Annotated in this window: 11 protein-coding genes and 2 tRNA genes; 6 read left to right on the forward strand and 7 right to left on the reverse strand. The window is 34.4% G+C overall.

The genetic code is table 11. The features are described from left to right. Positions 1-59 precede the first annotated feature (59 nt). From AAEO59_RS00230 to AAEO59_RS00240, 3 genes are all read left to right on the forward strand, one after another. Positions 60-1298 carry a 3-deoxy-D-manno-octulosonic acid transferase gene (locus tag AAEO59_RS00230; RefSeq protein ID WP_341698752.1) on the forward strand — a complete coding sequence of 413 codons (1239 nt, stop codon included), beginning with the start codon at positions 60-62 and terminating at the stop codon, positions 1296-1298. A 31-nt stretch (positions 1299-1329) separates the two neighbouring features. Further along, positions 1330-3498 carry a S46 family peptidase gene (locus AAEO59_RS00235; RefSeq protein WP_341698753.1) on the forward strand — a complete coding sequence of 723 codons (2169 nt, stop codon included), beginning with the start codon at positions 1330-1332 and terminating at the stop codon, positions 3496-3498. A gap of 201 nt (positions 3499-3699) precedes the next feature. Beyond that, a complete protein-coding gene (locus AAEO59_RS00240) occupies positions 3700-3900 on the forward strand; it encodes a PG1828 family lipoprotein (RefSeq protein WP_341698754.1) in 201 nt (66 codons plus the stop codon). Positions 3901-3978: 78 nt separating this feature from the next. On the opposite strand, the gene AAEO59_RS00245 is transcribed toward AAEO59_RS00240, so the two are convergent. The 6 genes from AAEO59_RS00245 to mutS all read right to left on the reverse strand — a co-directional run bounded on the left by AAEO59_RS00245 (position 3979) and on the right by mutS (position 8351). Beyond that, complete coding sequence (locus AAEO59_RS00245; protein WP_341698755.1) at positions 3979-4326, reverse strand: DUF1508 domain-containing protein; 348 nt, start codon at positions 4324-4326, stop codon at positions 3979-3981. Positions 4327-4431: 105 nt separating this feature from the next. Beyond that, positions 4432-4869 (reverse strand): IS200/IS605 family transposase, encoded by a 438-nt coding sequence (gene tnpA / locus AAEO59_RS00250; RefSeq protein WP_341698756.1) that lies wholly within the window; start codon positions 4867-4869, stop codon positions 4432-4434. A gap of 135 nt (positions 4870-5004) precedes the next feature. Beyond that, positions 5005-5298: a Bor family protein gene (locus AAEO59_RS00255; RefSeq protein WP_341698757.1), complete on the reverse strand. Its 294-nt coding sequence runs from the start codon at positions 5296-5298 to the stop codon at positions 5005-5007. A 129-nt stretch (positions 5299-5427) separates the two neighbouring features. Continuing rightward, positions 5428-5513, reverse strand: a tRNA-Leu gene (locus AAEO59_RS00260). Between the two features lie 10 nt (positions 5514-5523). Continuing rightward, positions 5524-5599, reverse strand: a tRNA-Gly gene (locus AAEO59_RS00265). A 145-nt stretch (positions 5600-5744) separates the two neighbouring features. Next, entirely contained in the window at positions 5745-8351 is a 2607-nt protein-coding gene (gene mutS / locus AAEO59_RS00270; protein WP_341698758.1) for a DNA mismatch repair protein MutS, read from the reverse strand. A gap of 163 nt (positions 8352-8514) precedes the next feature. Here mutS and AAEO59_RS00275 point away from each other — a divergent pair, with 163 nt between their 5' ends. The 3 genes from AAEO59_RS00275 (at position 8515) to AAEO59_RS00285 (ending at position 11736) form a co-directional block, all read left to right on the forward strand. Next, a complete protein-coding gene (locus tag AAEO59_RS00275) occupies positions 8515-8955 on the forward strand; it encodes a DUF1573 domain-containing protein (RefSeq protein ID WP_341698759.1) in 441 nt (146 codons plus the stop codon). Positions 8956-9040: 85 nt separating this feature from the next. Beyond that, positions 9041-9574, forward strand: coding sequence for an RNA methyltransferase (locus AAEO59_RS00280; protein ID WP_341698760.1), 534 nt, complete (start codon positions 9041-9043; stop codon positions 9572-9574). A gap of 35 nt (positions 9575-9609) precedes the next feature. After that, on the forward strand, positions 9610-11736 hold the full coding sequence (locus AAEO59_RS00285; protein WP_341698761.1) for an Ig-like domain-containing protein: 2127 nt from the start codon (positions 9610-9612) through the stop codon (positions 11734-11736). A gap of 1 nt (position 11737) precedes the next feature. Here AAEO59_RS00285 and folK read toward each other — a convergent pair whose 3' ends face one another. Then, positions 11738-12874 carry a 2-amino-4-hydroxy-6-hydroxymethyldihydropteridine diphosphokinase gene (gene folK, locus AAEO59_RS00290; protein WP_341698762.1) on the reverse strand — a complete coding sequence of 379 codons (1137 nt, stop codon included), beginning with the start codon at positions 12872-12874 and terminating at the stop codon, positions 11738-11740. Positions 12875-12877: the final 3 nt, after the last annotated feature.

The following is a 12877-nucleotide window of genomic DNA, read 5'->3' on the forward strand; positions in this document are numbered from 1 at the left end:
GATTTCAAACCAATGATTTTAAGCCAAAGAAAATGTATTTTAGCCCAAAAAAATTCCCAATGCTTTTTCTATACAATATCATTATCACAATTGCCGATTTATTATTAAAAATGATAGCCTTGTTTAATCCTAAAATGAAGCTATTTGTTAGCGGAAGAAAAATAGTTTTTGATACGCTATCGCAAAAGATAAACAGCTACGACAAAACCATTTGGTTTCACGCTGCCTCACTTGGCGAATACGAACAAGGCTTACCGGTCATTGAAAAAATAAAAGAAAAATATCCTGATCATAAAATTGTATTGACATTCTTTTCTCCTTCGGGATATGAAGTTCGAAAGAACAACACTATCGCCGATGTTACTGTGTATTTACCAATGGACACCAAAAGAAATGCGCAAAAATTTATCAAACTGATTCATCCCGAAATGGCTTTTTTTATCAAATACGAATATTGGCCTAACTATTTGAACGAATTAAAAAAAACAAACACACCTACCTATTTAATTTCAGGAATTTTCAGAGAAAACCAAATGTTCTTTAAATGGTATGGCGGATTTTATCGCAAAGCACTGAATACTTTTTCTCATTTTTTTGTTCAAAATGACAACTCAAAACAGCTTCTGGAACAATTAGGAAAAACTAACATTACGGTTTCAGGTGACACCCGTTTTGACAGAGTTGCCACAATTCTAGAAAAGGACAATACGCTGGATTTTATAGCTCAGTTTAAAAATGAGACAACGACTATTGTCATAGGAAGTTCCTGGCCTAAAGATGAAGAATTACTTATTGAATATATTAATTCTACGACTCAAAATGTAAAATTCATCATCGCTCCACATAATATTAAGAACGATCAGATTCAACATTTAAAAAACAGCATCACAAAAAAAACAGTACTTTTTAGTGAAAAAGAAAATAAAAATCTTGCCGATTTTGATGTTTTTATCATTAACACCATTGGTATATTAACAAAAATATACAGCTATGCTGACATTGCTTATGTAGGCGGCGGATTTGGAAATCCTGGCGTACACAACATTCTGGAACCAGCTACTTTTGGTGTTCCAATTATCATCGGACCTAATTTCTCACATTTCGCCGAAGCTACCGATTTAGTAAAACTTGAAGGATGCATCAGCATAACCAATTATGCCGAATTCACAAAAAACACAGACAATCTAGTTACAGACAAAGATTATTGCTTAAAAAAAGGCAATATTTGTAAAAATTTTGTAAACACCCACAAAGGTGCTACTAATACAATTTTAAAAACTATTTCTAACAAATTGTAAAACTCAATACAAGAAAATCTAAATTATCATTATGAAATTTCTCAAAGTACTATTGCTATTTTTTATCATTCAAGTGCAAGCCCAACAAGGTGGCATGTGGATACCTTCACTTTTAGACGGTATAAACGAATCGGAAATGAAAAATCTGGGAATGAAAATGTCTGTAAAAGACATTTATGACGTTAACAATTCCTCATTAAAAGATGCAGTCCCTCAATTTAACGGAGGATGCACTTCAGAAGTTATTTCACCAAAGGGCCTACTACTTACTAATCACCATTGTGGATACGCGCAAATACAATCTCATTCAACCGTTGATCACGATTACCTTACTGATGGTTTTTGGGCATTTAAAATGGAGGATGAATTACCTAACAAAGACTTATCGGTTACTTTTATTGTAAAAATTGAAGATGTTACCCAATTAGTTTTGCAAGGAACCGAAACACTTAGTAGCGAAGCTGAAAAACAGCAAAAAATTCAGAAAAACATCACCAGCCTCAGCAATAGTTTACCAAAAGAAAACTGGCAAGAAAATAAAATCCGTACTTTTTACGAAGGCAATCAATACATGCTTTTTGTAACAGAAACCTATACAGATGTTCGTTTAGTGGGGGCTCCGCCTTCATCTATTGGAAAATTTGGTTCGGATACTGACAACTGGGTTTGGCCACGTCACACAGGAGATTTTTCTATTTTCAGAATTTATGCCGACAAAAACAACAAACCGGCACCGTATTCTAAAGACAACGTACCCTATACACCTAAACACTTTTTGCCTGTTTCTCTGGATGGTGTGGCTGAAGATGATTTCACGCTGGTTTTTGGATATCCAGGTAGCACAAATGAATATCTTCCAGCTGTTGCAGTGGAGCAAATTGTAAATGAATTAAACCCTGCAAAAATCGAAATAAGAGACAAAGCTTTAAAAGTTGCCGACGCTTACATGAGACAAGACAACGCCATCAAAATACAATATGCCTCTAAATACGCCAGCATTGCAAATTATTGGAAAAAATGGATTGGAGAGAGTCAGGGACTTAAAAAATCCAATGCTGTTGCGATAAAAAAATCCGAAGAAAAACAATTTATTGAAAAAGTTACTAAAGCTGGTAAAGAAAAAGAATATGGCAGTCTGCTAAATGACTTTGAGAAAAACTATATTGAGATCGCTCCTTATGCTTTAGCCAGAGATTATTTCCAAGAAATAGTACTAAGAAACACCGAATTACTAAAAGTTGTCTATAATGTGTACCAATTAGATCAAATATATAAATTTCGAGGTGAACAATCATTCAATGATCGTAAAAACAACTTAATTAGCGGACTTTCTTCTTTGTACAAAAACTACAACAACAACGTTGATCGTGACGTTTTCGAACAATTAATCACTCTCTATATAACTAAATCACCTAGACAATTTTTACCAAAAAGTTTGAATAATGTAGAGGTAAAAAAACTGGCCGATGAAATTTACACCAATAGTAAATTTACCAGTTATGAAGGATTCAAAGAAATACTTGAAGGGGACGCAAGAACTGTTTTAAAAAATATTAATAATGATAAGGCATTCCTCCTCGTTAAAGAATTGACTGATATTTACAACACTCAAATTGCACCAAAGTACGAAGAAATTAACTTAAAAATTACTGCACTGCAACGCGATTATATGAAAGCTCAATTAGAGCTAAACAAAGACAAACGCATCTTCCCTAACGCAAACAGTACTTTAAGAGTTACTTACGGAAAAGTAAAAGGATACGAACCAAAAGACGCAACAATTTACACTCCAATTACCTATTTAGAAGGTGTTATGGAAAAATACATTCCGGGAGATTATGAATTTGATGTTTCACCAAAACTAATCGATTTATTCAACAAAAAGGATTATGGGATATATGGCGAAAACGGCAAAATGCCCGTGAATTTCATTGGGACAAATCACACAACTGGTGGTAATTCAGGAAGTCCGGCAATTGACGCTAACGGAAACCTTATCGGACTGAATTTTGACCGTGCTTGGGAAGGGACCATGAGTGACATTTACTACTCTCCAAACATCTGTAGAAACATTATGGTTGACGCTAGATATATCTTATTTGTAATAGATAAATATGCAGGTGCCAAAAATTTGATTGAGGAATTAAAAATAGTTCATCCGAAAAAAGATAAATCATCTAAAAACAAAAAGAAAAAATAGAATTCTTAATAGATGTTTTCCTCACTAACCAATGGATAATCAAGCAAAAACACAAACAACCAAAATCAAACCAAAGCACTAGATTATTTAGATAAATACGCCGCATTATTTTTTCAAAAAAAAAGTGAAAAAATATTTTACATATTAAAAATTTTATATCTTTGCCTCGAATTAATAATTAACCTTTTATAATAAAGTAAGATGAAAAAAGTATTTTTAAGTTTAGCTGTAGTTGCTGTATTATCTGTTGTATCTTGTAAAAAAGCTGAAGAGGCTGCTCCTGCTGAAGCTGCTGACACTACAGCTGTAGCTGTTGATTCTGCTGCTGTTACTGCTGATACTGCTGCTGTTGCTGTTGATTCTGCTGCTGCTCCAGCTGCTGAAGCTCCTGCTGCTGAGTAATTTTAAATTACCGTAAAAAATAAGCCGTCCATGTGACGGCTTTTTTTATACCTACTAATCATAAAAAACAAGAACCAATCAATCTATAAAAACAAAATCATTATTAGCAAAATCCAATATTTCTGCTTTTGATCCATACTTTACAATCTCATCAATCCCCTTTTGCACCATTAATTCAGTACTATATTTTCGGCTTACAGCAACCACCTTACCATCAACAACCACTCGAAAGAAAAACTTTCCCTTAGAAGTCTTAAACTTCACAAAAGAACAACTATCAAAAACTGAACGCAAATACTCCGCATCTGCCTCGCAATCCATCCTTAACTCATAAGCATTACTAGTAAAAATAGTCTTCCCCTTTCTAGAAGTAAACTCAAACTTATAATCTCCACTAAATCTTTTACTAATCACAAAAGTCCCCATTCACTTTATCTTTACAATTCAACAACCTAAAACAAAACTAAACCACTCTGCACTGAAAGTGCAGAGGTTGGTTTTTACGAGGGACTGAAAGTCCCTCTTTTTCTTTCATTCGAGAATGAAATTTGAATTCTCATTATCATCTTTTTTCCGATGATGCTCTAAATATTCATTCACCATTTTATCTGTAATATTACCCGTACTCCAAACTCCGTAACCACTTGCCCAAAAATGTTGCCCCCAATAACGCTCCTTCAATTCTGGAAATTCCATTTGCAATTTTCTTGAAGTTCTTCCTTTAAAATTCTTTAAGATTGTACTAATATTATGCTTTGGCGCATACTCTATATGCATGTGAACATGATCTGAACTAACAACTCCTTTTAAAATTTCTATTCCTTCTGCTTCACATATTTGTATCAAAAGTTCACGACAACGTTTTTGAACATCTCCTTTTAAAACTTTAAACCTATATTTTGTAACCCAAACAACATGACATGTTAATCTGCTTACTGTGTGCAAACATTTTCTTAAATCTGTACTCATAACCTAAAGATATAGATTTTTTCGCATTACTAAAGTACTGCAATAAATTGCAGGGTTTTTGACCCTGAACTGTGACCAATAAAACAAAAAAGGTTGCTCAAACGAACAACCTTTCCAAACTACTTTAAAAAAAAATTATTTAGTAACCGTTGTAGTTGTTGGAGAATAAATCCCAAATGTCAAACTCCCAACCAACATATTCACAAACGAATGCCTTGTATGCACGGTATAATCTTTAGCATCCCCAGCCATAGCCTTAGAATCAGAAACACCAACAGGAGCCAAACCACCAATCACATAGTGATTCCATTTTGTAACTTTTTGATTCCCCGTACCACCATTTCCCACTACACTAGTATAAGAATAACAAGAAGTCAACATAATAGCAGCTCCACAAGCCACAACTAAACGAGTAAACATTTTTTTCATTTTTTGTATTTTTTAATAGGTTATAATAAATACGAAAATACACTAAAAATATTAAATTCAAAATATACTTACAAAAAAATTCACCTATAAAACAAAAAAGCTCCAAACATTAGTTTGAAGCTTTCTTTGTACTCAGAGCGGGACTTGAACCCGCACGAACATTGCTGTTCACTGGATTTTAAGTCCAGCGTGTCTACCAATTTCACCATCCGAGCATGATCTTAATGGAGCGAAAAACGGGGCTCGAACCCGCGACCTCGACCTTGGCAAGGTCGCGCTCTACCAACTGAGCTATTTTCGCATTTTTCAATTTCTTAAAAGAACCGCAACACTTGTGCTGTATTGCGGATGCAAATTTAAGAGCTTTTTTCTATTATACAAGTCTTTTCAGAAAAAAAATTAACTGATTTTATTAAGCTTTTGATTTACTTAACTTTAAATAAAAATTATTTTCTGGTCAACATCCTTTTAATTTCATTCAATTTCATCAAAGCCTCTACCGGCGTAACCGAATTAATATCAATATTTAAAATTTCTTCTTTTATTTCTTCCAATAATGGATCATCTAAATTAAAGAAACTCATTTGAATTTCTTCTTTCTCAGGCTTTATACCATTTAATGCCGCTCCGGAATGATCTTTTTCTAATTTCTTTAAAATCTTCTGTGCTTTCAAAATCACAATTTGAGGCATCCCGGCCATTTTAGCCACATGAATACCAAAACTATGTGCACTTCCTCCTTTTACTAATTTCCGAATAAAAAGCACGTTGTCTTTTAACTCCTTCACAGAAACATTATAATTCTGAATACGAGTTAACAATTCACTCATTTCATTTAACTCATGATAATGTGTAGCAAATAAAGTTTTGGGTTTTGAAGGATGTTCGTGTAAAAATTCAGCAATAGCCCAGGCAATGGAAATTCCGTCATAAGTACTGGTTCCTCTTCCAATTTCATCTAACAAAACCAAACTTCTATCGGAGATATTATTCAAAATCGAAGCCGTCTCATTCATTTCTACCATAAAAGTAGATTCGCCCATCGAAATATTGTCACTCGCGCCTACTCTGGTAAATATTTTATCCACAACACCCATTCTCACACTATCAGCAGGTACAAAACTACCCATTTGAGCCAATAACACAATTAAGGCTGTTTGACGCAATATTGCCGACTTACCCGACATATTAGGACCGGTAATCATAATAATTTGCTGTGATTCTCTATCCAAGAAAACATCATTAGCAATATAAGGCACACCTACAGGTAATTGTTTTTCAATAACCGGATGCCTACCATTTTTAATATCCAGTTCAAATGTTTCGTCCAGTTCCGGACACACATATTTATTTTCAATAGCCAATTGGGTAAAAGAACACAAACAATCCAACTGTGCAACCAAATTAGCATTCAACTGAACCGGCTTAATATAAGTAGCAATCCAAGCTACCAATTGTTCAAACAACTCAGTTTCTATTTTATGAATCTTTTCCTCAGCACCAAGAATTTTAGATTCGTATTCTTTTAACTCTTCAGTAATATAACGCTCAGCATTTACCAGTGTTTGTTTTCTAATCCATTCCGCAGGCACTTTGTCTTTATGCGTATTTCTAACTTCGATATAATATCCAAAAACATTATTAAACGAAATCTTCAACGAACTGATTCCGGTACGTTCCGACTCTCTTGTCTCGATTCCTTCTAAAAATTCTTTACCTGAATTTGATATAGCACGCAATTCATCCAATTCCTCATTAACACCTTTAGCAATTGCATTTCCTTTCGCAATAGCCACCGGAGCATCCTGATTTAAAGTTGTTTTTATCTTTTCACGCAACAAATCACAGCTGTGTAAATTATCACCTATAATCTTTACTGCTTCCTGCAAACTCTCTAAAGCCAGACTTTTTATTGGAATAATAGCATCTAATGATTCTTTTAAATACACTACTTCTCGAGGAGAAACTTTTCCTGCAGCTATTTTAGAAATCAAACGTTCTAAATCAGAAATTTGCTTGATTTGATATTGTATTTTTTGCAACACCTCCTGATTGTCTTTCAAATAAGAAACAACATCATGACGACTTCTTACTTTATTGATATCTTTTAAAGGTAAAGCCAACCAACGCTTTAACAAACGCCCTCCCATTGGCGAAAGCGTTTTATCAATCACATCCAAAAGCGTTACCGCATTAGGATTATAACTATGATACAATTCCAGATTTCGAATTGTAAATCGATCCATCCACACATAAGCATCTTCAGCAATACGCTGGATAGAAGTAATATGCTGGACTTTATTATGTTGTGTTTCGGATAAATAATACAATATAGCACCCGAAGCAATAATTCCTTCTTTTAAATCCTCAACACCAAAACCTTTTAGCGATATGGTCTGAAAATGTTTTGTCAAGGATTCAAAAGCATAATCTTCTTTATAAACCCAATCTTCCAGAAAAAAACAATGGTAATCCTCTCCAAAATTGACCTTAAAATCATTCTTATTATTCTTTTGAATCAAAACCTCACTTGGACTGAAGTTTTGCAATAATTTATCGATATACTCAGCATTTCCCTGAGCTGTTAAAAACTCCCCTGTAGAAACATCTAAAAATGAAATCCCAATTGATTTACTAGCAAAATAAACCGAAGCAAGGAAATTGTTTGTTTTAGAATGCAAAACCTCATCATTCATCGAAACTCCCGGAGTTACTAATTCGGTCACGCCTCGTTTAACAATGGTTTTAGTCATTTTAGGATCTTCTAATTGATCACAAATAGCCACACGAAGTCCGGCTTTAACTAATTTTGGCAAATAAGTATTTATGGAGTGATGTGGAAATCCAGCTAAGGCAGTCTCATTTTCAGAACCAGCACCGCGTTTAGTCAATGTTATTCCTAATATTTTTGCCGATCTAATGGCATCTTCACCGAATGTTTCATAAAAATCACCAACCCTAAATAACAAACAAGCATCCGGATATTTTCTCTTAATCTCATTATACTGCTTCATTAATGGGGTTTCCTTAACCGCTTTTTCTTTTGATGCCAATTTATTTCGTTTTTTAATTTATTAGAAAAATTAGAAAGCGAATTTAAAAATTTTAAATCGAATAATTATCCATCAAAAAATTAAAAGCATTTTTAAGTAAATTTTAAGCCATTGGCATGATTTTTTCTTTAGATTTGTTGTACAAAACCTAAAAATAAAAAAAATGAAAAAAATACTTTTACTTGCTGCACTTATTGTATTTGGAGTTACTAGCACTAAAGCGCAAGAAACAACTAAAAAAATTAAAGCAACAGCTACTAAAGTAGCTAAGGTAAACGGAGCAGGAATGGTTTTTGAAAACGAAACTATCGATTACGGAACTATTGCTCACAACGCAGATGGAAAACGTGAATTTGTTTTCAGAAACAACGGAAACAAACCTTTAATCATTACTAATGCAGTAGGTTCATGCGGATGTACTGTTCCAACTTTTCCAAAAGAGCCAATTGCTCCAGGTGCAAAAGCAGTAATCAACGTAAAATATGCAACTGACAGAGTAGGTGCTTTTACTAAAACAGTTACTGTAACTTCTAATGCTGAAGGACAAGCTACAAAAGTTTTAACTATCAAAGGGACTGTTCTTGACGATAACAAAAAGAGCTAATCTTAAAAAAAATAACACTCAAAAGAGCTTCCTTTCCTAAAATTGGAAGCTTTTTTATTATCACAAAACACCACTATAATCTAAGATGAGAAAACTAGAAAACAGCGAACTGGAACGAAAAACAATTGAGGATTTCAAAAAATCCGAAAAAACACCTCTAATTCTTGTTCTTGACGATGTTAGAAGTTTACACAATATCGGTTCGGTTTTTAGAACTGCAGATGCTTTTTTGATTGAAAAAATATATTTGTGTGGTATTACAGCAACTCCTCCTAATAAAGAAATCCACAAAACCGCCCTTGGCGCAACAGAAACGGTAGCTTGGGAACATAACGAAAATGTACTCGATACTATCACTGCTTTAAAAGAGAATGGAGTTATAACACTTGCCATCGAACAGGTGGAAAGCGCAATTTTTCTTCAAAATTTTGAAATTGAAAAAGGACAAAAATATGCTTTGATTTTTGGCAACGAAGTTCACGGCGTAGCTCAGGAAGCTGTAGCCCTATGTGATGGCTGTATCGAAATTCCGCAATTAGGAACTAAACATTCTTTGAATATTTCGGTTAGTGCCGGGATTGTAGTTTGGGATTTGTTTCAGAAAATAAATTGGCCTTAATAAGGCTATTTGCAAAAAAACAATACATTTACAATATGATAAAGAGAACTTTACATATTGTAATATTACTATTATTTTTCTTAAATTATAGTTATCCAAACAAACTTTCAGCTTATATTGATCCTCCGACAATAAAAGCAGAAGGAGATGCAACTTATTGCCCACAATCTTATGTAAAGATTGCAAAAAACGTAATCATCACTCATGACCCTTCCGAAACAAGTACAGATGCCGTCTATATCCAAATATCTTCCGGCTATGTTAACGGTCAGGATTTATTACAACTGAATAACACATTTGCGAGTTCTCATCCATTAATAACAAGCTCTTTTTCACCTTCTGAAGGAAAATTAAAATTATTTAGTCCAACAGGCGCTTTATTACCATATGAAGATTTTAAAGAAGCTATTGAGGCAGTAGAATTTTATAATTCATCTCCATCACCATCAGGAACGAGAAATTTTTCAATCAGTATAGGGATTGGAAATCTAAGTTACCTACCTCGAAATGGTCATTATTACGAATACGTTCCTTTTGACGGAATAAATTGGACTACTGCCAGAGATGCTGCAGCTTCAAGAAGCTATTACAGCCTACAAGGATACCTAGCTACATTAACTGCCGCTGACGAAGCACAGTTAGCCGGTGCACAAGCACCCGGAACCGGATGGATAGGAGCTAGCGATGTCGAAACTGAAGGAGTATGGAAATGGGTTACAGGACCAGAAGCAGGAACAATATTTTGGAGAGGCGAAGGCAATGGAACAACCACAGCTCCTTTTAATTTCGCCAATTGGCGTGCACCAAACGAACCTAATAATTCTGGAAACAACGAAGATTATGCACACATAACCGCTCCTGCAATAGGAAACCCAGGAACATGGAATGATTTACCATTAGCAGGTAACCCTCTAACTACAGCAAATGGCAATTACTACCCAAGAGGCTATATTGTAGAATATGGCGGAATGCCAGGTGATCCGATTCTGCAACTCTCAGCAAGTACAACTTTGACTGTAGCAAAAATAACTAATACTACAGCGGCTTCAAGATGCGGCAATGGCTCTGTAAACTTAAAGGCTACAACACTTAAAGGCTCGGTAAGTTGGTATGACGCTCCTTCTGGAGGAACGTTACTCGCAACTTCAAATGACTTTACCACCCCCAACTTAAACACAACAACAGATTATTATGCGGAGGCCGGTGGTTGTGAATCCTCAAGAGTTAAAGTTACAGCAACTATCAACAACATCCCTACCGTAACCATAACGAAAAGAACCGTTTATATCTGTAGTAATGAAAGCACAACTTTATCAGTATCTACTGATTTTGGAGTAGTTAACTGGTTTAGCCAAGCCACCGGCGGAACCATTTTAGCAACTGGAAATCAATTCACCACTCCTATCCTTACAGAAAACACAAGCTATTATGTAGAAGCTAATAATAATGACTGTCTCTCAACCACAAGAGAACAAATTACTATTATAGTTAACCCTCTTCCAGAAGTTACTGACGAAGAAATCATACTTTGTCAGGGAAGCAACACCCAATTAGATGCACGACTTTCAGGCATGAGTTATTTATGGTCAACAGGAGAAAACACACAGACAATAGTTGTTACTACTCCGGGAACCTACACTGTTAAAATTACAAATGAAAACGATTGTAGCAACACCAAAAGTATTATTGTAACAGAACATTTACTCCCTGAAATTGACCATATCGACGTTAATGAAACTACCGTTACAATTCATTTAAAAAAAGAAGAAGCTTATTTTGAATATTCCATTGACGGAATAAACTATCAATCATCAAACGTTTTTTATGATGCCCCAGGTGGACTCCAAACGGCATATGTGAGAGGAACCAATTGCGGAACGGATAACAAAAATTTCATCGTATTGATTGCTCCTAAATTTTTCACTCCTAACAATGACACCTTCAATGACAATTGGGAAATTAAAGGATTAATCTACTACCCAAAAGCTACAGTACATATTTTTGACCGTTATGGAAAATTAATCAGCATTTTAAATCCCAACAACCCAAGTTGGGACGGAACTTATCACAAAGAATTACTACCTGCTTCAGACTATTGGTATATTTTTAAAATTGACGATTCGAGTACTGAAAAAAGAGGGCATTTTTCCCTAAAAAGATAACTTAACTATTAATTTTCTTCTGTATTTCTTCTAAAACAAAAAGATAATCCGATTGATTATTTACAAAATCCCTATTAGTCATATCAAGTACTAATAAATTTAAGTCTTTTTGTTCATTCAAATAATCCAAATAGGCCTGATTAATATTCTCAAGATACTCAGCTGAAATTTCCTGTTCATAATCTCGGCCTCTTTTTTTAATATTTTCCAATAATCTATCCGGATGCTGTAATAAATAAACATATAAATCCGGCTTGGGAATTTCTTTATAAACAATATCAAAAAGATTTTTATACAATTGATATTCTTCATCTTCCAAAGTAACTTTTGCAAAAATCAAAGATTTAAAAACATGATAATCGGCAACCAGAAACTCTTTTGCCAAGTCTGATGAAGCCAAATCCTTTGACAATTGCTCATAACGATCTACTAAAAAAGACAATTCCAACGGAAAGGCATATCGCTCCGGATTTTTATAAAATTTTGCCAAAAAGGAATTATCACTAAAGCGTTCAAAAAGGGTTTTAGCCTTAAAATCTTGCGCAATTTTAGTAGCCAAAGTTGTTTTTCCGGCACCAATATTCCCTTCAAAAGCGATGTAATGTAAATGGCTAAAGTCAAATTTTTGCAATGGATTTTCGATTGAAGCCACAGCAATGCACTTCCCTTCGTCCTCACAAAGAGCAACTAATTCTAAAACACTCTTTCCTAAAACAGGATGTATCCAATTCATATTTAAATCCTGAAAAGGAAGCAATACAAACTTTCTATTTTGCATTAAAGGATGTGGAATTGTTAGTGATTCGGTATCAATGATAACTTCATCAAAAGCGACCATATCAATATCAATTATTCTGGATTGATAACCGTTTTGATTATTTCTTATTCGTCCTAATTGCTGTTCGATTGTTAAGGCTTTTGACAACACTTCAGTAGCCGAAAAATGGCTGTGTAAAAGTAATGCACAGTTATAAAAAGCATCACTATCAAAACCCCAGGCAGCAGTTTCATAAACCCGAGAAACGTTTATCACTGTTCCTATTTCCTGATGTATTAATCGAATACATTCTTTGATTGTTCCTAGTCGGTCGCCTTGATTACTGCCAATAGATAAAATAACCTGATGTTGTGCTTTCATATT

It is taken from the genome of Flavobacterium flavipallidum (assembly GCF_038289905.1).
GTDB classification, from domain to species: domain Bacteria; phylum Bacteroidota; class Bacteroidia; order Flavobacteriales; family Flavobacteriaceae; genus Flavobacterium; species Flavobacterium flavipallidum.

Bases quoted from the DNA above. Each gene is read 5' to 3' on its own strand.
- AAEO59_RS00255 (WP_341698757.1), bottom strand. From the start codon at position 5,298: ATGAAAAAAATGTTTACTCGTTTAGTTGTGGCTTGTGGAGCTGCTATT.
- AAEO59_RS00285 (WP_341698761.1), top strand. From the start codon at position 9,610: ATGATAAAGAGAACTTTACATATTGTAATATTACTATTATTTTTCTTA.
- AAEO59_RS00280 (WP_341698760.1), top strand. From the start codon at position 9,041: ATGAGAAAACTAGAAAACAGCGAACTGGAACGAAAAACAATTGAGGAT.
- AAEO59_RS00275 (WP_341698759.1), top strand. From the start codon at position 8,515: ATGAAAAAAATACTTTTACTTGCTGCACTTATTGTATTTGGAGTTACT.
- folK (WP_341698762.1), bottom strand. From the start codon at position 12,874: ATGAAAGCACAACATCAGGTTATTTTATCTATTGGCAGTAATCAAGGC.
- AAEO59_RS00240 (WP_341698754.1), top strand. From the start codon at position 3,700: ATGAAAAAAGTATTTTTAAGTTTAGCTGTAGTTGCTGTATTATCTGTT.
- AAEO59_RS00230 (WP_341698752.1), top strand. From the start codon at position 60: ATGCTTTTTCTATACAATATCATTATCACAATTGCCGATTTATTATTA.
- AAEO59_RS00245 (WP_341698755.1), bottom strand. From the start codon at position 4,326: ATGGGGACTTTTGTGATTAGTAAAAGATTTAGTGGAGATTATAAGTTT.
- tnpA (WP_341698756.1), bottom strand. From the start codon at position 4,869: ATGAGTACAGATTTAAGAAAATGTTTGCACACAGTAAGCAGATTAACA.
- AAEO59_RS00235 (WP_341698753.1), top strand. From the start codon at position 1,330: ATGAAATTTCTCAAAGTACTATTGCTATTTTTTATCATTCAAGTGCAA.